The sequence below is a fragment of the Pacificispira spongiicola genome (assembly GCF_012926505.1).
GTDB lineage: Bacteria > Pseudomonadota > Alphaproteobacteria > UBA8366 > Aestuariispiraceae > Pacificispira > Pacificispira spongiicola.
Genome location: NZ_JABBNT010000006.1, coordinates 30395 through 49811, shown reverse-complemented (window position 1 = coordinate 49811; position 19417 = coordinate 30395). Strand labels below are relative to the sequence as shown.

Annotated in this window: 20 protein-coding genes; 2 read left to right on the top strand and 18 right to left on the bottom strand. The window is 61.7% G+C overall.

The genetic code is table 11. The annotated features are described in order from the left end of the window. The 6 genes from HH303_RS18585 to HH303_RS18560 form a co-directional block, all read right to left on the bottom strand. Positions 1-384 carry a response regulator gene (locus tag HH303_RS18585; protein ID WP_169626903.1) on the bottom strand — a complete coding sequence of 128 codons (384 nt, stop codon included), beginning with the start codon at positions 382-384 and terminating at the stop codon, positions 1-3. A 221-nt stretch (positions 385-605) separates the two neighbouring features. Then, the gene (locus HH303_RS18580) at positions 606-983 is read right to left on the bottom strand and encodes a response regulator transcription factor (protein WP_169626902.1); all 378 of its coding nucleotides are present in this window, start codon (positions 981-983) and stop codon (positions 606-608) included. A gap of 154 nt (positions 984-1137) precedes the next feature. Then, positions 1138-2577, bottom strand: coding sequence for a TraI/MobA(P) family conjugative relaxase (traI, locus tag HH303_RS18575; protein WP_169626901.1), 1440 nt, complete (start codon positions 2575-2577; stop codon positions 1138-1140). 3 nt (positions 2578-2580) lie between these two features. Beyond that, positions 2581-2913, bottom strand: a complete 333-nt coding sequence (locus tag HH303_RS18570) for a plasmid mobilization protein (protein WP_169626900.1) — start codon at positions 2911-2913, stop codon at positions 2581-2583. Between the two features lie 7 nt (positions 2914-2920). Beyond that, positions 2921-5044 carry a zincin-like metallopeptidase domain-containing protein gene (locus tag HH303_RS18565; RefSeq protein WP_169626899.1) on the bottom strand — a complete coding sequence of 708 codons (2124 nt, stop codon included), beginning with the start codon at positions 5042-5044 and terminating at the stop codon, positions 2921-2923. Then, the gene (locus tag HH303_RS18560) at positions 5034-5201 is read right to left on the bottom strand and encodes a hypothetical protein (RefSeq protein WP_169626898.1); all 168 of its coding nucleotides are present in this window, start codon (positions 5199-5201) and stop codon (positions 5034-5036) included. Before HH303_RS18560 ends, HH303_RS18565 begins: the two co-directional genes overlap by 11 nt. Positions 5202-5243: 42 nt before the next feature. Between HH303_RS18560 and HH303_RS18555 the strand changes: the two genes are divergently transcribed. Continuing rightward, positions 5244-5744 (top strand): hypothetical protein, encoded by a 501-nt coding sequence (locus HH303_RS18555; RefSeq protein ID WP_169626897.1) that lies wholly within the window; start codon positions 5244-5246, stop codon positions 5742-5744. Between the two features lie 80 nt (positions 5745-5824). Here HH303_RS18555 and HH303_RS18550 read toward each other — a convergent pair whose 3' ends face one another. Genes HH303_RS18550 through HH303_RS18510 form a run of 9 tightly spaced genes read right to left on the bottom strand, consistent with a single transcriptional unit; the run spans position 5825 to position 15071 of the window. Continuing rightward, a complete protein-coding gene (locus HH303_RS18550) occupies positions 5825-6091 on the bottom strand; it encodes a helix-turn-helix domain-containing protein (protein ID WP_169626896.1) in 267 nt (88 codons plus the stop codon). Further along, positions 6088-7962, bottom strand: coding sequence for a type IV secretory system conjugative DNA transfer family protein (locus tag HH303_RS18545; RefSeq protein ID WP_169626895.1), 1875 nt, complete (start codon positions 7960-7962; stop codon positions 6088-6090). The genes HH303_RS18550 and HH303_RS18545 overlap by 4 nt, the downstream gene beginning before the upstream one ends. Beyond that, on the bottom strand, positions 7959-8921 hold the full coding sequence (locus tag HH303_RS18540; protein WP_169626971.1) for an ATPase, T2SS/T4P/T4SS family: 963 nt from the start codon (positions 8919-8921) through the stop codon (positions 7959-7961). The genes HH303_RS18545 and HH303_RS18540 overlap by 4 nt, the downstream gene beginning before the upstream one ends. Further along, a complete protein-coding gene (locus HH303_RS18535; RefSeq protein ID WP_169626894.1) occupies positions 8921-11068 on the bottom strand; it encodes a hypothetical protein in 2148 nt (715 codons plus the stop codon). Before HH303_RS18535 ends, HH303_RS18540 begins: the two co-directional genes overlap by 1 nt. A 2-nt stretch (positions 11069-11070) precedes the next feature. Continuing rightward, positions 11071-12144: a TrbI/VirB10 family protein gene (locus tag HH303_RS18530; protein WP_169626893.1), complete on the bottom strand. Its 1074-nt coding sequence runs from the start codon at positions 12142-12144 to the stop codon at positions 11071-11073. Then, positions 12144-13130, bottom strand: coding sequence for a TrbG/VirB9 family P-type conjugative transfer protein (locus HH303_RS18525; protein WP_169626892.1), 987 nt, complete (start codon positions 13128-13130; stop codon positions 12144-12146). The genes HH303_RS18530 and HH303_RS18525 overlap by 1 nt, the downstream gene beginning before the upstream one ends. Further along, positions 13127-13867, bottom strand: coding sequence for a VirB8/TrbF family protein (locus tag HH303_RS18520; protein ID WP_169626891.1), 741 nt, complete (start codon positions 13865-13867; stop codon positions 13127-13129). Before HH303_RS18520 ends, HH303_RS18525 begins: the two co-directional genes overlap by 4 nt. Then, a complete protein-coding gene (locus HH303_RS18515) occupies positions 13855-14037 on the bottom strand; it encodes a hypothetical protein (RefSeq protein WP_169626890.1) in 183 nt (60 codons plus the stop codon). Before HH303_RS18515 ends, HH303_RS18520 begins: the two co-directional genes overlap by 13 nt. A 2-nt stretch (positions 14038-14039) precedes the next feature. Then, a complete protein-coding gene (locus HH303_RS18510) occupies positions 14040-15071 on the bottom strand; it encodes a type IV secretion system protein (protein ID WP_169626889.1) in 1032 nt (343 codons plus the stop codon). Here HH303_RS18510 and HH303_RS18505 point away from each other — a divergent pair. After that, positions 15028-15711, top strand: a complete 684-nt coding sequence (locus tag HH303_RS18505; protein WP_169626888.1) for a hypothetical protein — start codon at positions 15028-15030, stop codon at positions 15709-15711. The two genes, HH303_RS18510 and HH303_RS18505, sit on opposite strands and share 44 nt — an antisense overlap. A gap of 10 nt (positions 15712-15721) precedes the next feature. Here HH303_RS18505 and HH303_RS18500 read toward each other — a convergent pair whose 3' ends face one another. The 3 genes from HH303_RS18500 to HH303_RS18490 are packed head-to-tail and all read right to left on the bottom strand — an operon-like array spanning position 15722 to position 19400. Continuing rightward, positions 15722-16453: a hypothetical protein gene (locus HH303_RS18500; protein WP_169626887.1), complete on the bottom strand. Its 732-nt coding sequence runs from the start codon at positions 16451-16453 to the stop codon at positions 15722-15724. Next, a complete protein-coding gene (locus HH303_RS18495; RefSeq protein WP_169626886.1) occupies positions 16450-17052 on the bottom strand; it encodes a hypothetical protein in 603 nt (200 codons plus the stop codon). The genes HH303_RS18500 and HH303_RS18495 overlap by 4 nt, the downstream gene beginning before the upstream one ends. Beyond that, complete coding sequence (locus tag HH303_RS18490) at positions 17034-19400, bottom strand: VirB4 family type IV secretion system protein (protein WP_169626885.1); 2367 nt, start codon at positions 19398-19400, stop codon at positions 17034-17036. Before HH303_RS18490 ends, HH303_RS18495 begins: the two co-directional genes overlap by 19 nt. Positions 19401-19417: the final 17 nt, after the last annotated feature.

The following is a 19417-nucleotide window of genomic DNA, read 5'->3' as shown; positions in this document are numbered from 1 at the left end:
TTACTTCATGCTACGCCGATACTCCAGAATCTCTCGCAGATCCGTGCTTCTGATCGGCTTCCCAAAGCCATCCTCAGCGCCCAACAACTGAGCCATCTTTACATAACTTATAGATTTGTCGCCTTGGCCGGCGATGTCACTGATAGCGACGACAGGAATGATCGTATCCGTGCTTCGCATCCAGTGCAGAACCTCGAATCCGTCTTTGTTTGGCAGGATGATGTCCAACAAAACCAAGCTATAGCGTCCGTGCTGGAGCTTGCTGATCGCCTCGACACCATCCTCGGCTTCTTCGTATGCGACGCCCAGCTTTTCCAGGAAAGAACACAGCAACATTCTGGTCGTTTTGTTGTCTTCAACAACGAGAACCGGATGATAATTCATGTCTGCCCTTCGACCCCCCGCCCAATGCACAACGATATCGACGAGAAGAGGCCAACCCTCCCGGCGCTTTCCCACCCTTGTTTGAAGCATCCAATATAACGAAACTATTTGATTTAATCTACTTTAGCACGATCCCCAGGCGAATGAAGGAACTGTACCATTGCAGCACTATTCAGAGATTCCGCCGTATTTGGCAGTTTGGATGATCTCTGCAAGTTAGATCATCGGCTTCTTGACTTGAGAACGGCTTTAACGCGATCGATCAGACGGTCCCGATCCACCGGTTTGGATTCGTAGGCCGTGCACCCCGCGTCAAACGCTTCGTCCCGATCTTGTGCCGAGCCAAATGCCGAGAGAACAAGAATTGGTACGTCACTGCCAACCGATGCGCCTCTAATGGATCGGATGACATCCCAGCCCAGCACATCGCGCATATTCAGGTCCAGGATAAGGGCATCCGGTAGCGGATTGCTCATTGCTCTCTCGATACCGGCCTGACCGTTATCGGTTACATCAACGGCATAGCCCTCTGCCTCAAGTATCGAGGTCAGAAGCTCGAGCATACGAGGGTCGTCTTCCACAATCAAAATGCGTTGCATCAGTTTCCCTCTATCCGTCAGTCGCCATATCGCCTGACATTCATAGCACGAGATCGCCATCAGATCACCGTAACGACCGGCAGCAAACTGCAATGCGCTGTCTTTTGACGATTCTCATATGGAGAACAAACGCCTACGCCTCTATTCTCTCCGACTACCGATCCGCCCCTCGGTCCATTCCCCTAACGGTAACTTTAGAAATCCGCCAAATATTCCGCCCCCTCATTCGTGCTCCAGCTTGGCGGATCGATGTGTCGAACGCAGCCTTTTCTTGATCAAGAGATATTGAGATCGGGTCACCTGGTTTAACTCTCCCTGCTGCAATCGCCCGCGCCAGATCCTTGCCCCAGATCGTTGCCGGCGACTGATCGCCCGTCCGGATCGTGACGAAGTAAGTTTCCGGAGCCCCCTCCTTGTGTCGGTACGGGGCGGTGCCTTGATCTACGAGGATGGTCGTCTCCGACGCTTTGGGCTTTGGCGCCTCTGCAACCGCGTTTGCGGCGGCTCTAGAGGACCTATTTGCAGATCGTTGGGCATCTGTGCCCAGCAACAGATCCAGCATGCCTCTGTGGGTCATGATCAGCGCCATCGCGAGCGGATCGTTCAGTGCGTCGGCGTAGAGAAACGTTTTCCAGTTCCGATAGAGCGTTCCGACCAAGCTTGGCGCCTTCGCCTGGCGACCGCGCATCGTCGCATATTGCCGCCACATCGGCCCCATACCCGGCAGACGCTTCGACGGCCGCAATCGGTCGAACCAGCTCATCTTGGACGGCGACGTGTGTCTGGACGGCTCGAAGGCGCCCAGCTTCTCCTCCAGAGCCTTCCGGGAAAAGTTCCGGCCGAGCGTGCTGGCCTTGATCCCCTTCCCGCCTTTGAGCGTCAATAGCGCTAGACCATTACCGCGCTTGGCGAAGGCGAGACCCTCCTTCGCGGCGAGATCCTGGAGTTGCGCCCAGGTCTTCGCCTTGCCGAAGGTCTCCGCCAGGCGCTCGCGATGTTCGAGGATCTTGCGCTCCGTCGAGGCCTCCCAGGTCGTCGCCTCGTAATCGCGTGCCTTGGGCGTCAGCAGCCGCTCGATCGGGTCCTTGTCCTGTTTGATGCCGGGCTGAAGGCCGTATTTCTTCTCCATCTCCCGACAGGTCCGCGCGAGCGCCTTAAAATCCTGCTTCGGCTCGTGGATCGTCAGCTTCTCCGGGTGAATCTTCGAATAGGCTATATGGATGTGATAGTGATCCGTATTGTCATGCGTGCCAGCAACACACGGATGATCCTCGAAGCCGAGCGCCCGAGCGAAGTTGCGCTCGACATCCTTCAGCGCCTCGAGGCCGGGCTTTTCGCCGGCGGCGAAGCTGACGACGAGGTGGTAGGTCTTGTCGGCCTTCGAGCGGGTGTTGAGGCTATGCGCCGCCATGACCTCCTTCACCGCGAGGTCGAGATCCTCGAGCTCTGTGCCGGCGTTGGCATTGACGATCCAAAGATGATCGAGCTTCTCGTTCCCTTCCTTGGCGGCCGCAATGTAATAGGCGCGTTTGGAGAAGGGCGGCGGTTTGTCCGCCGCCCTCTCCTTCTTCTCCATGACCTTGTGGGCAATCATCGCCTAAAGCAGCCGAACAATGGCTTTCATCTGCTCCTGCATCAGCCGGATTTCTGAGATGAGGCCTTCAACCGAACACTCTTCTGTAGGAGTTTCCACACGCCATCCGTCGTCATCGAGCGCCAGGCGCAGCAGGTTACCCAGCCGCGCCTGGTCCGCGTTCACCTTCAGGAGATCGCGGATCGTGTTCGCCCGTTCCGGCGCCGGCACCGGCATACCGGTGACGATCCGCCGGATATAATCGGAGATCGAGAGGTTGGCGGCGCCGGCCTTGGCGACCAGCTCCGCCTTTTCCTCGGGCTCCAGATAGCACTTGGTTAGTATCTTCTTTCCCATGGCGCCGTCACATCGCCAGGGACTGGGCGCGCCCCGCCGTCTTGCGTTCCCCCGTCTTGCGCTCCGGAGACCGCGAGCGCGGCCGGCCGATTACCGCGTCGAAGATATCCTTCACGACCGCCTTGCCGGCGCTCCGCGCCTTGTCATTGAAGTCGGTCATACCGGCCTCGCGCTCCGCCGGCGTCAGACCCGGATTGACCGAGATCCCGCCGACAGCTTTCGCCGCCTCCTCTCCCTTCCGGAGACCGACGTTGCGGTCGTTGGCGTGGTCGTCATCAGCGGCGACGAAGATCCGCGTTTCAGGGAATATCTCCCGGATCGTCTCGGCGACGGCGCGCAAATTGCCGGCGTCGAAGGCGACGACGACGGGAAGGCCGGTCGCCTCGTGGATCGTTGCCGATGTGGAGTAGCCCTCGCCGATCACGACCGGGCCTTTCTGCTCGATGTCCCCGATCGTGTGAAAGAGTCCCGCCTTGCGGCCGCCCTTCAGGAAGCGCTTTTCGCCATCGGGCGAGATCCTCTGAAAGTTCCACATCACCCCATTCTCGTCTCTCAACGGAACAAGGAGGTCGCCTTTGTCGTCTTGGTGCATCCCATACCAACCGACTTGCTTCGCCATGAGATAGGGATGTGATCGATCCCCCCTCGAGGACTGGTTCCAAATCCCCCGCGCCTCCCGAGCGACCTCCTGCTGCCGGGCCTCCAATTCCTTCTCCCTTTCCTGCCGGCGTTCCTCGGCCGCGCGGCGGGATCGGTCGATCTCCTCTTTCGACAGGGTGTTGCCGGTCGCAACCCATTTGAGGGGTTTCTCGCCGGTCTTGAAGTTCATCGCCTGACCGTTGGGCGCTCCGTCGAGGAAGCCGCGATAGGAGCCGGATTTCTGGCCGGGCTTGTCGCCCTCGACCGGGACACGATGCCACTCGCCGTCCATTTGGGCGGCGCCGTCGACCAGGAGGCCAGCGTCCTGCAGGAAGACGGTGAACTCCTCGATCGGATTGAACTCGGTTCGCGCCTTGTCGGTGGGAGTGTCCCACCGGGCCAGCTTGTCGATATCCACGCCCTCCGGCGCGTACCAGGATTTGGCGCGCTTGTCCCATTTGGCGCCGGCGGCCTTGGCGGCCTCCTTTTCCTCGAAGGGGACCGTCAGGAAGTGACGGGTCTTGGTCTCCGGTTCGGATGTCTGCATGGCTAGCTCCTGTCGCGGGGATTGATCTCGGCCCTGCTGGGCGATGCGCTCCAGCTCCTGCCGGCGATCCGGCTCCATCACCCAGGAGCGGATGATCTCGGCATCCCGGGCCGCGCGGAACAGCACGTTGCGATCGTCCTTGATCGCCTTCAGCCAGGAGCCGACATAGCCGGCATGGCGCTCGGGATAGTGTCCGAGCGAGAGATCGCGGCCGACCATGTAGGCCGACATCTCGGCACGCAGCTCCTCGACCGCGTAGGTCTCGGAGCCGAAGGGACCGAACTCCCGCGCGAGCCGGCTTTCATGCCCGCTGGCATGGCCCAACTCATGCAGCGCCGTCGCGTAATACTCATAGGCACTCGGGAAGGCTGCCTTATGCGGCAGATGGATGCGATCCTCCCGCGCCGTATAAAAGGCGCGGTCGGCCTGGTCGTGACGGATCTCGACGCCGCCGGATGCCAACACCCGCTCCGCCTCCTCGACCGGCTCGAAGCGGATCGGCGGGGCCTGGAACGGCTCGATCCCATCGATCTGGTCGGCGTTGAAGACATTGGCATAGAAGACCTGCGGCCGATCGAGGCGATACTCGACCGTCTGAGGCTTGCCGGTCTCGTCCAGCACCGGCCTGCCGTCGCCGTCGAGGAGAGCGCTGCGCTCCGTCCATTTCCAGTATTCGACGGAGGTGGATTTCTCACCCTTGCGCACCTGAGCGCCCATCTCCTGCGCCTGGCGGTAGGTCAACCAACGCGGATCGACCCAGCCCTGAAGTTCCAGCCACCAGGCATTGATGCCGCGATAGGGCTTGTTCGAGACCGGATTGAACGGCGCCGAGATGCCGATATTGGGCTCCCAGGGTTTCTGCCAGGAGGCCTCGCCCTGCTCGATCAGGCGCGTGAACTCTTCGGCAACCGTCTCACGGAAGGGTTTGCGCGTGTCATTCGCCATCGGACGGCCCCCCGGACTCGCGCGCCGTTTCTTCGTCGAGTGCGTCTTCCTCGAATGCCCCCATGGCGTCCGCCGTCTCCGGATCGACCGCGACCGGCAGGCCTTTCAGCGTCAGCCGCTCGATCGCGGCGATTTCGTCTTTGGGATCTGTCGTCATACCCTCTTCCTTTTCCGTTTTGTTTGTTCTAAATGTGTTCTCATGAGTGATCTAAGAGCCGTCCCGATCGACATCCTGCGCAAGGCACGCATTCTGGTGGCGAAGCCGGACCATCCCGGCAGCGGCGTGCCGGCGCTCCGGCGCGAGGTCCTGGCGGGATTGGACAAGGCTATCTCGGGCGCTGCGCCGCAATTGGCTGGTCCGCTGCCGGCGCATTCCTCCCACCCCCCTCACAGCGCGTCGGACACCGACAACATCACGCTCGGCTTTCTGATCGATAACGTCCTGTCGATCATGGTGATCTGCTCCCGCTGTCGGAAGCCGCACAACATGGACCCGGAAGTCTGGGCGAAAGCTAAGAAGTACAGCCGGAACACCCGGCTCGGACGCCTTAGAGAGGCGCTGTACTGCGATGCTTGCCGCCGTGCCGGCCTCCCTAAATCCGTCCTCGTTCTCCCGGGCGCGAAGTACGACGCGGAAGGGCACATGCTGACCGATTTGGCGCTGTTCACTCGTGGCCAGGAACTCCGAGAGTTGTTCTAGCCGAAGCGGGAAGGCTTGGGCCTTTGCGTTCTGACAGCTCCGATCGCGACCCGAGCCGGTCATCTCATTTCGACCGTCGCTCACGCTTCATCCCTTTCCTGATTAGTGATCGCGGTGAACTTGATCCCGTCGAGGAACCAGCGGATTTCAACACCGAGCCGGTCGGCGAAGGTCCGGAGATCGGCGTTGCGCATCTTCCGGAAGCCGAGCTCGTAATCGCGAAGCGTCTCCACAGCGACGCCGGTTTCCTCGGCAAAGGCCTCGCGGCTCAATCCGGCCTCCTCGCGCCGGAGCCGCAGCCGCGAGCCGACCGCATAGTCGATCTCGCTCATCATGCGTTTGGTCATGCTGTCCCTCCCCCGTTCAACGCCTGTTCGTAGCGATCGACCGGCGACAGGGTCGCAGCCGATGACAGGGGCGCCGGCGGCGCGGCCGGTTCCGACGGCGCCGCCTCCTCGATTTCCACACCCGGCCCGTGCGCCGGCATGCGGGCGCGTCGCAGCAATTCCTTGTCCTGGAAGTAAAGGGTCTGCCGGCCGAGGATCGGCGGCGAGCCGGCCGGGAAGATCAGCATGTCGCCGGCACGTTTGGCGTTGCCCTTGCGATCCTTCTCCAGCCCGCGCAGTTTCATGCATTCGTCGACGGTCAGAAGCGGTCGCGTCGTCTCCTGAAGGCTTTCCGAGACGCTGCCGATCGCGACGCCCGGATTGCCCGACCGGGAGCGCTTGCGCTGCACGACGGTGGTGGTGCCGGCCATTTTGGAGAGGGTCTCGGCTGTCTCGACCTCGTTGGGCGCAGCGGCGATCCGGATATGGCAGTTCGCCGTGATCGACTCGTCCCGGCCGTATTCCTTCCGGAGTTGGCGCAGGTCCTGGATGATGATGAAGGCCTTCAGCCCGTAGCCCGCCATGAAGGCGAGCGCCCGTTCGAAGATCTCCAATTTGCCGATCGAGGTGAACTCGTCGAGCATCAGCAGCAAGCGGTGCTTGTAGCCCTTCAGGCTGCGCCCCTCGCCGAACTCCATTTCCGAAGTGAGGCGTCGAAGGAACTGGTTCATGAGAATACGCGTCAGCGGCCGCAGCCGGTCGATATCGGAGGGCGGGATGACGATATAAAGCGAGGCCGGGTGCTCGCCGTTCATCAGATCGTCGAGCCGGAAGTCGCTTTCCTCGATATTCTTGGAGACGATCGGATCGGCATAGAGCGCCAATTGCACGGCGGCTGAGCTGTGAACGCCGGAACGCTCCGGATGCGCCTTGATCCGCATCTTCGACGCGCCGCGCTGTACCTCGTCGTCGATCCAGTTCGCACCGTGACGGAAGGCGATCATGTCTTCCAGGAATTCCTCAAAATTGTCCTCGCTCGTGCGCTCCGCCGCATCGATCGCCACGGCCGACATGAAGCGGTTCACATCATGGAGATTGGCGCGGCGTCCGGACTCGCGCCGAACCCGGAACAGAACATGCAGGATGACGACGGAGAGCCACTCCCAGCCGGACTGCATCCAAAAATCCTTCAGCCCCTTGCCGTCCGGATCAATGATCATGGAGGCGATGTTCTGGCAGTCCTCAATCACATGGCGGGTATCGGCGCGAACCTCCTGGAGCGGGTTGTAACGCACCGAGCCTTCCGTCGCGGTCGGTTCGAAGCGCAGGACGCGCTGTCCGATCGAGGCGCGGTAGCCGGCGGTCAGCGCATAATTCTCGCCCTTGATATCGAGCACCAGGACCGAGTCCGGCCAGGTCAGCAGCGTCGGGATGACGAGCCCCACCCCCTTGCCCGAGCGCGTCGGCATGAAGGCCATGACATGCTCCGGCCCGTCATGGCGCAAGGTCCGGATCTTGCACCAGGTTTTCCAGCCGCCGACCACGACGCCGCGTGGCGAGAACAGGCCTGCCCTTCGGATATCCCGAAGCTTTGCCCAGGCAGCCGAGCCGTGCAGCGCCTTGGAGTCCCGCCCGCCATGCAAAGTCGCGGCAGAGGCGCGCGACGCGAGGACCAAAACGACAAGAGCACCGAGGATCATGCCGCCACCGGCATAATAGGTTGGATGAAGCAGTTCCGCCGGCAGACCGCCGGTCCGGCGCAACACCTGCCAAAGCCATTGCCACCATCTTGCATCCTGCCATTGGAAGCCGATCGCGACTTGCCACCGCCACAGGATGAAGGCGGCGCCCAACAAAGGCAGGCTCAGGAGAGAGAGACGGATCGCGATCATGCGCCAATCTCCTTCCCGTCCTTCAGGACGAAGCGATCTTCGATCGGCTCGTAGATATCGGTGATGCGACGGAAGCCGGAACTATCGCGTTTGATCTGAACCACCACATCGACCAGTTCGGAGAGGAACTCCGGTACGCGCGGCATGGTCTCTCCGGACCAGGCGATATTCTGATCGAACTTGCGATGGATCGCCTGATGCGGGCTCTCCGCATGGATCGTGCACATGAAGCCGGTCACGCCGCTATTCAGTGCGGCCAGGGCCGCAAAGGCGTTCTGCGTCGAGATTTCACCGAAGACGATGTGATCCGGCGTCGCGCGCATGAGATGGTCATAGAGCTGCCGCCAGGTCTGGAGACCGGTCGAGGTACTGCCGCCCTCCTCCCGGGCCGCGATCAGGCCGACGCCGTCCCAGAAGCGGCCGAGCGACAATTCCGGCGTATCCTCGACCCCGATCACGCGGCGATGATCCGGAAGGCCGGCCAGCAGCATGTTCAACAAGGTCGTCTTGCCGGTATTGGTGGCGCCGGAGACGATCAGGTTCCGCTCCCCTTCGACCGCCTCCGTCAGATAACGAACCACCGCCGCCGACGCGCCGAGCTGTTCCCAGGTCGGCGTGAAGGGATGCTTGCAGCGGATCGCGAGCGACAGGCCGGACTGGACGGACGGGCCGACCAGGCATTCGAAGCGATGCCCGCCCGGCAGCACACAGGAGAGCTTGGGCCGGTCCTCTCCATTAAAGCCCAGGCCGTGAAAGTTGCCGAGGGATCGGGCAAGAGCCTCGACGGCCGCAAGCGTCAGTCCATCGTCGCTGACCGCTTGCTTGCCCATCCCGCGCCGATCGGTGATGACGATACCGGGCTTGGTCATGCGGATCTCGACGGTCGCCGGATCGTCATAATGCGCAGACAGCGGCGCCAGGGTCTCGCGCAGCAGCGGGCTGATCGCGATGTTGCCCATCACCAGCCCTCCGCCTGATTCCAGGATATTTGCTCCGGGCCCGTAAACGGGCTTGAGGGCGCTTCGTTCGCATCCGTCGTTTCCGGAGAGGAATACGCATATTCTGCCGTGGAGTGCTGCTCGACGGTCATCCCGTCATCACGGCTTAGTTTCCGAACGCCGCGATAATAGTGCGTGTGGGTATAGCGCCATTCAGATTGTTCACAGACGGAGTAGGAATGCCCGTCGCCGCCATCGACATAGTTTTTCCAGAAGGTGCAAACCTGGCGTCTCGTATATGTCGACGGATTGCTGGTCGTCCAAACCGGCGTCTGAACGACCGAGGAACAGGAATTCTCTGAGTAGGGCGTGCCGTCACCGATCGGCTTCTTGTAATCCGTTCCGTCCGGACGCTCGTGGATTTCGTAAACGGTTGTCAGCCGCAGCGCATCGCAGCCGGCGTATTCCGTCTGTCCGTTCCATTCCGTCACACTGTTCTGGAAGACATAGGGCTGCTGCACAGCGCCGTTCAGCACCGTGGCCGTCGTGATGTCATAGCGGCCCGAAGCCGGTTCGATATAGACCGTCGTCAGCGGCAGCGCATAGAGCTGATCGTCATGGTTCTGCCAGCCGTTGGTCTCGTGCTGATGCGGCACTGCCGCCGACACAACGGATTCTTGGCACTCCGTCACCGGGACCTGTTTCCCGTCCTGAACGAAGTAATACCGATCCTTCGGATAGGACCAGCCGCCGGCAACGTCATGGCGCCAAAGCGCCGGGTTCGCGCACCCCTCTTCCGTCCGCGTAATCGCCTTATCCGCATCCGGCGTGCAGTCGGTGATGAAGGTCGGAATGTCGCCAACCGTGATCCGGATCTTCTTCTGCGCGGAGATCGGTTGACCGTCTGCATCCGTTACCGGGCTGCACAGGCTCTTTCCGCTGCCATCGACATAGACCGATTGGTGCGGATAGACGGTATCGGTATCAACGCAGCCGCCGTACTGGTATTGAAGGCCGTCCAACTCGTAGGTCCAGGCGGCTTGTTGAACGCTTTCCTTGGCGTCCCAATCCGGGCGTATGCCGCAGACTGTCGTGCTCTTGACCAGATCGACAGGGGCCTTGGTCTCGGAGGCCTGACAGCCCCGCGCTTCGACATCCTTGTTTACGTGATTGACGTAGACGAGCTTCTCTTGAGGCGTCGCCTTCTCGGTACTCACATTAATATCGATCGGACAGGCGACCGGTACGATATCGAAGACCAGATCCGCATCCTTCAGGCAGTCGTCGCCCACGTCCTGGCGGTTCCCGCCGCCATCGACATAATAGGGCTGGTACTGCGCCGTCGCCTTTAGCGTCTCCAGGTCTTCGTCATACGTACAAGCGGCATAGCTGCGCTTGATTGGATAGCTGACACCGCTATCGGAGCATTCCGTCTCGGAACTCACCACGCCGTCAATCAGGGTCAGCCGTTTGTTCTGAACCTTCGCGAGTCCGCTTTCCAGATCGACGTCAATCAAACAGCCTTCCGTCGAAACCATTGTGGTCTCAACCGGATCAGAAGCTTCCGCAACGGTGACCGCAGCCGGCGTTGTGTAAGTGCCCGCTTGATCGTTCTGAGACTTGCTGCCGCCGACCTCCTTTGCACCGTCGTCATTCGCCGAGATGACCTGTTGCGGCTCCTCTTCCGGCGCATCTTCTGAATTCTCCGCCAGTCGGCGCAGGGCCGAGACCAGCTCCGGCCCGTCCCCCTTGATGGTGACGGATTGCGTGTTGAGTTCCGGATCTTCCAAGTCGAATTGCGCTGCAAACTTCTCCGGCGTCAGGGCTTCCTGCTTCTCGCCCTTGGCAACGCCGGTCAGCACCACTTGGGCGATTTTCTGGCCCTCGACATCGACATAGCGCGCAAAGCCTTTGGCCGTGACGCCGGTTGCAAGCCCCGGCTCGGCGCCCGGCACCGAGACCAGGCTTAGATCCACTGCGACCGGTTCCCCCGCCGCCAACGGAACGACCGCCGTCGATCGTGCAACGATATCCACGAGCTGCGTGAGACTGTCTTCCGTCGCCCCATCCGCTGCCGTCACGGATTGATCCGGAACCGTCTGCGCCAGGACCGGCGCCGACAGGTAAAGGGAGGCCAGCACGGCCGCCATGAGATGCCGTTTCATCATTCTCACCCTTCCACTTTCTTGAGATACCAATCGAATTGCGGACGAATGGTCACCCGCGTTCCCTGAGAGACCGTCACGATGGGTTTGAGATCGACCGTCTGTTCCAGGATCGAGGCGGTGATTTCCCCGAGTTTCTGGCTCAACTCCTGCCCGCCGGCATCCGCGATACTGGAAATCGCGTTGCCGTCGTCGGCCGTCGCGGTCGCGGCGCTTGCCAGTCGCACCGCGCCCGAAATGCCGGTCAGGATGAAGGCCGTCCCGTATTTCTCCCAGAACCGGGTATCGACTTCGCCGGTTATGCCGCCATGACCTTGCACGTCGCCGATCCGTGAGTTGATTTCGAAAAGTTCCGCCCGGTGCCCGGCGATCAGAATGCGAAAACAGTTAAGCGCGATCCGGGTTTTGCCGATCTCGTCGGGTCCCTTGAAGCGGCAGATCAGCCGAGAACCCTTGGGGATCAGGATATTCCGGCCGTGATAACCGAATACATCGCGTGTCGTTTGAACGACGACTTCGCCGCCCTCGTCTGAATCCAACTGGCTGTTGATACCCATTTCGAGGTTCCCGGTGATGTATCGATCGACCGCGATCTTCCGGGAATTGTCTACCGGCCCCGTCGAGGTCCGGTGTTCGGCCTGATATTGCTCCTCCGGCTTCGGCGTTGCCGGCGGCGAGATCGACGCCAGGGGGTCGGCTCGAAGCGCTCCAGGTCCGGCGGAGACAGTCGGCGCGGAGATCCGCACCAGGTCCGCGTCGGAACCCTCGCGGCGAGACAGGGCGGTCATCAACGCCAATCGATACGGATTGGGCGCGGGCGCCTCGACCACGACCGGCGCCGGAGCGGGCGGCGGCGGTGGCGCCGGAGGCGGCGCTGCCTCGCGGATGACGATCGGCGGGAAGTTCGGTGCCGGCGCTGGCGCGGGCGGCGGTGGCGGCGGTTCGGGCGGCGGCGGATCGGTGAACCCCCACAAGCCGGCATCGTTCTCCGGCATCGGCACAGTGCCCGCCGCAGGCGGTTCACCGCTGCACATACCGCCCAGGGTCAATCCGAGGGCAAGGGCCGCTTCGCACAGCATCACGAAAGCCCTTCCGGATACCGGACGCACATGAACTTGGTGCCGGATTTCAGTGTGATGAGCCGCTGCGTGCTCTCGATGATGTAGGTGGCGCCCTCGATGCGGGTGTTCACCAGTTCGTCGATGCCATCGACCGTGACATAGGCGGTCGGCAGTTCGACATCCTTCCACTTCGAGCCGAAGCGGATATAGGTGAAATAGTCGTCCCGGAAGACCGTCTCGGGCTTCAGCTCTTCGTCGCCCCACAGCTCGTACTCGCCCCAGCCGCGCAGCTTGTCCGGATCGAACTTGGCCTCCTGGACGTAATCGCCGGGAACCGTCCCGGGATCGGTCTGCTTTAGACCCTGTACGGCGTCCGCGAGGTCCGACGCGCCCGCCGTCGTGGCAATCGACCCGGCTTGCGTCAGCGATGCCGCAGGCCCGACAATATCCGGGCCGTCCTTCTCGATACCGCCGACCAAACGAACGACGAAGTCGGTGATATTCTCCGAGTTGAAGGCCTCGGCCCGCAGATAGAAGGGATAGACCGCGCCCGACGTACCGTAGACGACGAGGTTGGTATCCATCCCCATCGTCAGCGGCTTCACCGCGATCAGTCGAGACGAGCGGGCTTCCACCTTGAACGCCGCACTGTCTCCGAGATCGGCCGCCTTGAACATCTCGCCATCCGGCAGTTCCAGGACAGTGACCATCTGTTCGCGGAGCCGAACCTTGTAGGTGCAGCGCGCACAGGCCTTGTATTCGAAGACGGCGCTACCCTCCTCGCTTCGGCTCCATGCCTCTTGAATCTGACCGCCGATCCGCGCCCGGCGCATCGCGCCGAATTGGCCTTCGGCCTGTTGCTCGGCCTGACGGACCACATCATCGGAAACCGGCATGGGCGGCAGGTCCGAGGCCGGCGGCGGCGTGAACGGCGTTTGCGCCAGGGCCGGGCCAACCGGCAGGCACGACAGAAGGAACGCAGCAGCGAGAAGATCGCGCTTCATGAATTTGCCCTTTCTTTGAGGGAGAGATCGAGGACCGTGATTCCGAGCGGGTTTTCGAAGCGATCCGCTTCGCGCACGGTGTGCGGTCGGGTTGTCATGGCGAGGTAGGCGCGGATCTTCTTCGTCTCTACGACGTCGCCCCGGCGCGTGTCGGTTTGAACGAGATCCACGGCGTATTTTCTTTTGTTGTCGTCGTAGCTCTCAATCAGATCGACGCTTTCCACCGTGATCGACCGCGTGAGGCCGCTGTTGATCGCGTCCTGGATCGCGCCGCTGTCGATCCGCTCTTTCTTGAACGCTTCATAGAATTTGTCGTCCGTCATGACGAAGGCCTGGCGCAGCCGTTCGGTCTGCGTCACGGCATCGATCTCCAGAAGGGCGCGCACGTACCACCGCGCCTTCTGTTCCATCAGCAGCGCGAATCCATCGACATCCTCGGAAATCGGCTCGATCCGGATTAACTGGTTCGAGACGGAATCGTTCCGCACCAGGGCGATTTCCGTCGTCTTCAACGGGAAGAGATGCGAGAGCGCCGTCAATGCCGTGCAGAGCCCGAGGCCCAGCACCACATTTGTCCCGGCGGAGATCCGCAACATCCAGGCAAGGCGGCGATGCGCGACCTCAAAACTGTATGGATCGGCCCGGCGCACGGCTTCATGTCGAGGCGGTTCTTCCGCCGACCGGCGACGGCGCCGGAACAGGCCGGGACGACGACCGGAAAAGGTTAGCTCAGCCATTTGAACCCAGCCCCGTCATAGTCGATCGGCGCGCAGGCGCAGGGCGAGACCCGCATCCGGTCGGCCCCGTCCTGATCGTTTGTCGGCATCTCGGTTTTGGTGGTGGCTTGGCAGCCCGCGATGGCCACCAGGGACAGAGCAACCACGGCAATTCTCAAAAGCCGGTGCATGGTCATTCTCCTTTCAGATTGTTGAAGCCGCTCTTCAATTTGTCGCGGTAGGACTGCGCGATCTCCGCCGCCCGAAGCGCGACCGCGCCCGCAGGCGTTGCGCCGAGCGCCTTTCCGGCGAAGAACGCGGCGTTGGACCCTACGGCCCCGGCAGCGCCGCTTGCCGCACCCATTGCGGCTTGCGATGCCGGCGCACTCTTAATGGCTTTCCCGGCGGCAAGCGCCGAGGCCGAGGCCCCGGCGGTGATGATGCCGGCACCGGTATTGGTGAGAGCGGATTCCGTGATCGAGTTCGCGATCCCGGTTGCCTCGGTCATGAAGGCCGTCCCCATCCATCCGAGCGCCACGGCAAGGATGAAGTCGGGATTGGAGATCGAGGCCCAATCGCCCACATCGGCGCCTTCGGCCCCGACATTGAGGGCGGTGACGCCGTAGAGCATGACGGCAAGAGCGGCCGTCGCGCCGAACAGCACCATGAAGGACGAGATCACCGTCTTGATGCCTTTGACCGCCATCTCGCGGCCCCAGCCGAAGCCGAAACCGAGCATCATGTAGGGCGACAGCGCCGACAGCATCATGATCCGGAAGATCGCGATCACCACATGGCTGAAATACACCACGAGAACGATGCAGTAGGGCAGCAGGAGCAAAAGAGCGGCCAGGATCATCAGCGGATTGGTGATCGACCATTCCCCGGCGACATCCCAGGCCATGTAGATGATTTGCAATAAACCATGCTCGGCGGCCGTTACGAGCGCCTCCATGCCCGCCCCGAGACTTCCACCCGCTTCGATTGAATCGCCATTGGTTTGACCGACGAGCAGCGCGACGCTTGCCGCCGCCCCCATCATCTTCAGAGAGGCTTGATAAATCATATTTACTAGCCCTGGACCCTGGCCTCCGAGGAGCACGGATGCTACAATCACGAAGATAAATTCCTGCGCGATTGCCAGCGGGTTTTCTTTACCGATGGAGAGCTTGATGCCCTTGATGACGACCCACACACCGACGATTGCCGTGAAGAGCAACAGCATCGGCGCGATCAGCGCTTCGCTGAGGTCTTGGGTGAAGGAATTCGCCAGTTCGACGTATTTCGTTACGATCGGGACGAGGAGACCGACGGAACTTCCACTGCTGCCGGGTGCTGCCATTATTCTATTCCTCTTCCTTGGGATGGGCTCTGTCGGCACGGCGCAGGCTGCGACCATCCAACGGACGGATTTTTTTGATTTCAAAGCGACGCAAGAGTTCTGGAACACGGTCAGAGACCGCGATGGTCTGGAGCGCGCTTTTGCACCGCTCGACCCCGCAGAGCGCTATGACGAATGGGAAGCATTGAGAAAGAGTGATCCGGCGGCCGCCCAGCAGTTGCTCGACAACTACGACCACGGAGAGGATCTGCCGAAGCTCCACGACCTGTTCTTGGCATATGAAATGTGGAACAACGCTTACCGGATGTATCAATACGCCCGCGATGGACGAGGCATGTCGTTCAACAACATCCACACAATGCTCGACTGCGCGTCGGTCGCACGAATGGCGCGGCTGTTTACCAACGACTGCAATGATCTGCCGGATTGGCGTGAGCCGCAGAACGTCGCGCGTGACGAGGCCCTGGCGCTCAAAAAACGTAACAGCATGAAGAAGACCGGCCTTTGGAAGTGGGACGACTGACGCCATCGGCTCACTCCTCCTCTTCCACGGCGATGATGCTATCGACCGGGACACCGGCCTTCATGATGAAGGCCGCCTGGAGCTTGAGCATTGTCGCGAGGATCTGATTCTGTTGCGCCAGGCCGCGAGCGATCATCACCTGCCCTTGCGGGATGAGGTTTAGTCTCTCGTTGGACTGCCGCGTGGCCTTGACGTTGCGCTCGTGTTCGTCCGCCGCCTCGTTCAGCTGAAGCGCCGTGTCGGCCGCGATATCGCCCTGCGCGAGCGCCTTCGACGTGATATCGACCAGGATGTTTTCGCGGCGTTGCTCAAGCTCCTTGCGAAGCTTTTGCCGTTCGCTGTACCGCAAGCCACGCTTCGTTTCAGGATCGACCCAAAGCGTTTGCCGGTAGGCCGATGCCGCCTCGCAGATCGACCCGAAATTCACGTCCTCAAAACTGAGGGACGGCATCAGTTTGGACAAATCGGGGACCAGGCATTGCGCGTCTTGGCGCAGCTGGGAGCCGACCTTTGCCATGTTGAAGATCGGCACCGCGATTTGCCCCGCCTCGCCGATCGCGTTGATCTGCGCCTGAAGCTTGTCGTTGAACGCTTGCAGCTCTTCCAACTGCTTCTTCATTTCGCTGAGCTGCTGAGTTGCCTTTTCCAAGGCCGAGGCGTCGATCACCGGATACTCGGCCCCGGCCGGGATCGAGACGGTTAGCAGAGCCGCCACGGAGCCGTATTTCAGGAACCGCCTCACGCCGCACCGCCCTTCCCGAACACGGCTTCCGTCGCGGTCAGGATCGCCGGCGGAACCGCCGACTTGTGGCCGTAGCGCATCAGCGCTTGCACCATCGTCGCAGCCGACCGGCATTTGAGAGGATCGATACCCTGTCGTTCCGCATGGAAGGCCCAAAAATGAACGGCGGCCGCTTCGAAGGCGGAGAGCCAATTGCGGCTCTCCTCGTCCCATTCGGGCATGAGGATGTAGACCGGCATCTCCGGGGTCGCGCGATGCAGGATAGAGCCAGGCGCCCGCAGATCCTCCACTGTCGTCAACCCGGCGACGGATGACAGGCCGCGCGTTTCCCCGGGCCGCGTGTCCGGAAGGTTCCGATCCGGCCAGGCGCGCATGGCCTCCGCCGTCGCTAGCGCACACTCCCGCTTCGTCGCGGCAAGATTGCTGCTGAGATCCGCGTAATAGTCGAGCGCCAACGGTGCCAGGGTATCGGCCGCCATGAGCGCGAAGGCGAAGATATCCGGCGGCGCCTCCGTCAGCGCGCCGCTGTTCAACCAATCCCATGCGGTCGCATGCGGGCGAACGGAATTATCTGACGGCGTCACAGGTAGCGCGCCCATGCTTCACCCCACTTTTCCTTGAGATCGTTGAGACGTTGGACCGAGGACGGTCCGGAATCGTAAAACCGCGTCACGTCGCCGAGCGTGCCTAGATCGACATCGACGATCGCGCTTTCCTCGAACCCGGCAGCGGCGTCCTGTTTGACGACGAGCACGCGGCGTTGCCCCGGCGCCGGCGGTGTCAGGATGAAACCGATCTGCTCGCTGTTCAGATTGAAGCGTTGCAGCGCCGTCAGGTTGGCCTTCGGGTTTGGGGAGAAGATCGTGGTCGCGGTATTCTCGACCACGGCATCGGCCACACCGCTTTCGAACAAAGCGGTAGGGTCCTGGAAGGCAACGCCGATCGCGCCGTTCAGCTTGCGGATCTCGCGATACCATTCCGCGACGAGGGTCTTGAATCCCTCGTTGCGCATCAGGTTCGCGGCCTCGTCAATGAAGACATTGAAGCCGCCGACATCGCCCAACTGGTTATGCGCGGCCATTTCGATGGCGGAGGCAACATGCGTGACGATCGGCGGTCCCAGGACCGGATCGCGCAATGCTTCGTTCATGTTGATGCCGACCAGGAAGGACTGACCGAGGAAGCCGCTCAGACTGTCCCGGGGCGCATTGAAAATATGCGCGTTCAGACCCGCATTCCCCTTCCCGTCCGTCACCCATTTGGACATGGACCGACGCAAGCTCGACCGCTTGCGAAAGGCGAATTCATAGATCGCATCAAGCGTGCGTTCCGGCGGGGCCAGTTTGAAGGCGAGCTGGACGGCATGGGCCAGGTCCGCCTCGTCCTCGTCGTCGGTACTCTCCTCGCCGATCAGGGATTTGAGGGCGAGATAGATCCGCTTCCGGTTCGCGACCGAATCCGCCCCGACATCGAGCGGGTTCAGCGCCAAGGTATCGTAGGACTGATAGACACCGCCGAAGGCCTCGATCATGAACCGCGCGCCTTCCTTGCTGTCGAAGACGTAAGACCGCACATCAGCGAACTTGGCGAGCCCGCCCAGCAGATGCATGATCAGAGTGGACTTGCCCCCGCCGCTTGGCGCGAAGACCAGATAGTTCCCGATCGAGCGGCGCTTCTCCGCGACATGGAACTGAAAGGCATAGGCCTGGCCGGAGGCGGTCTGGAACAGCCGCACCGGCCGATCGCCGTAGGGGCTCTTCTCAAGGCCGATGGCCGCATAGTGGAAGGGCCAAATCGCCGCGATCGGGCTGTCGAGCAGCCGCAACGGCCGCAGCAGATGATCGTTGCCGGGAATGCGGTTGAACCAGACGACCGGCGCCCCCTTCGTCTCCAGGGAGTAGACGACGCGGTACCGGCCGAAGACGCTCGCAATCTCGTGCACCAGGGCGTCAAGGTCTTCCGGCGTGTTCGCGCGAGCGATCACCTGGAACTGAGTGTTCCAAACATTGGCCTCGCCGTTGTTCACAAGTTCGATCGCCGCCCCAAATTCCGCAGAAGCGGACGGATTGCCGATCAGGCCGAGATCCAATTCCCGCTTCTTGCGGCCCATAAACCCCAGTTCGCGAACAGGCGACGCCGGGCGGCCGATTTGCGAAATCTCGATATCGCCGGGGATCGCCAGAATTGCCCCGACGATCCTGCCGCTCACCGCCTCGGGCCAACCGCGCACCGATAGGACTTTGTGGAATTTCTGGGTCGGGACCGCCGTCGAAATTCGTCCTGTGCTCTTGTCCGGATCGAAATCGGATGCCGGCAGCGACCCGGAGAGGCTTTCGGAGATCGACGGGAGGTCGCGGCGCAAGTCGCCGCAGACCAGGAAATTGACGAAGCCGGTAAGAGGGCACGGCGCGTTGTCGCGTTCAGCTCGTTCGACCGGCTGCGGCCGATAGACACCGAGCCCGATCGGAACCTTGCTGCTCCCTTCCAGGAGCTTGCGATATTCCTTCGACCCGATGACGAGGAACCAATCGATGAAGTAGCTTTCCCGATAATGACGCCGCTCCGCCTCGCCGATCTCCGCCAGGGTCTCGGAGGGCCAATCGGACTCGAAGGCAATATTTCTCTGTCGTTTAACCCCGAAGATCCGGACCGACAGGCCGAGTTGTCCCAACTGGTGCAGCATCGCGTTGCGACCCGCCATCAGCACGTCTTGCTGTTCTAGCGTCTGCGCATCGTAACTAACGCCGGTGATCCGGAAGGCTCTGAACAAGTATCCGGACTTGAGGCGCACCGTCACACCGTCGGGCTCGATGCGATCGAGTTCCAACTCGTCGGCGAGCCAGTCATGCTCGACCGAACCAAGAACCAGATTGCGGCCGACGCGCGTTGATAAAGCGCCGGCACCGACCGCCAAAAGGGCGGTTGTCGCGATCTCCTGCCAGATCATCGCTTCCGCCCCCGTCT

Excerpts from the sequence above, each read along its gene's own strand:
- HH303_RS18585 (WP_169626903.1), bottom strand. The coding sequence starts at position 384 with ATGAATTATCATCCGGTTCTCGTTGTTGAAGACAACAAAACGACCAGA.
- HH303_RS18580 (WP_169626902.1), bottom strand. The coding sequence starts at position 983 with ATGCAACGCATTTTGATTGTGGAAGACGACCCTCGTATGCTCGAGCTT.
- traI (WP_169626901.1), bottom strand. The coding sequence starts at position 2,577 with ATGATTGCCCACAAGGTCATGGAGAAGAAGGAGAGGGCGGCGGACAAA.
- HH303_RS18570 (WP_169626900.1), bottom strand. The coding sequence starts at position 2,913 with ATGGGAAAGAAGATACTAACCAAGTGCTATCTGGAGCCCGAGGAAAAG.
- HH303_RS18565 (WP_169626899.1), bottom strand. The coding sequence starts at position 5,044 with ATGGCGAATGACACGCGCAAACCCTTCCGTGAGACGGTTGCCGAAGAG.
- HH303_RS18560 (WP_169626898.1), bottom strand. The coding sequence starts at position 5,201 with ATGACGACAGATCCCAAAGACGAAATCGCCGCGATCGAGCGGCTGACG.
- HH303_RS18555 (WP_169626897.1), top strand. The coding sequence starts at position 5,244 with ATGAGTGATCTAAGAGCCGTCCCGATCGACATCCTGCGCAAGGCACGC.
- HH303_RS18550 (WP_169626896.1), bottom strand. The coding sequence starts at position 6,091 with ATGACCAAACGCATGATGAGCGAGATCGACTATGCGGTCGGCTCGCGG.
- HH303_RS18545 (WP_169626895.1), bottom strand. The coding sequence starts at position 7,962 with ATGATCGCGATCCGTCTCTCTCTCCTGAGCCTGCCTTTGTTGGGCGCC.
- HH303_RS18540 (WP_169626971.1), bottom strand. The coding sequence starts at position 8,921 with ATGGGCAACATCGCGATCAGCCCGCTGCTGCGCGAGACCCTGGCGCCG.
- HH303_RS18535 (WP_169626894.1), bottom strand. The coding sequence starts at position 11,068 with ATGATGAAACGGCATCTCATGGCGGCCGTGCTGGCCTCCCTTTACCTG.
- HH303_RS18530 (WP_169626893.1), bottom strand. The coding sequence starts at position 12,144 with ATGCTGTGCGAAGCGGCCCTTGCCCTCGGATTGACCCTGGGCGGTATG.
- HH303_RS18525 (WP_169626892.1), bottom strand. The coding sequence starts at position 13,130 with ATGAAGCGCGATCTTCTCGCTGCTGCGTTCCTTCTGTCGTGCCTGCCG.
- HH303_RS18520 (WP_169626891.1), bottom strand. The coding sequence starts at position 13,867 with ATGGCTGAGCTAACCTTTTCCGGTCGTCGTCCCGGCCTGTTCCGGCGC.
- HH303_RS18515 (WP_169626890.1), bottom strand. The coding sequence starts at position 14,037 with ATGCACCGGCTTTTGAGAATTGCCGTGGTTGCTCTGTCCCTGGTGGCC.
- HH303_RS18505 (WP_169626888.1), top strand. The coding sequence starts at position 15,028 with ATGACGACCCACACACCGACGATTGCCGTGAAGAGCAACAGCATCGGC.
- HH303_RS18510 (WP_169626889.1), bottom strand. The coding sequence starts at position 15,071 with ATGCTGTTGCTCTTCACGGCAATCGTCGGTGTGTGGGTCGTCATCAAG.
- HH303_RS18495 (WP_169626886.1), bottom strand. The coding sequence starts at position 17,052 with ATGGGCGCGCTACCTGTGACGCCGTCAGATAATTCCGTTCGCCCGCAT.
- HH303_RS18490 (WP_169626885.1), bottom strand. The coding sequence starts at position 19,400 with ATGATCTGGCAGGAGATCGCGACAACCGCCCTTTTGGCGGTCGGTGCC.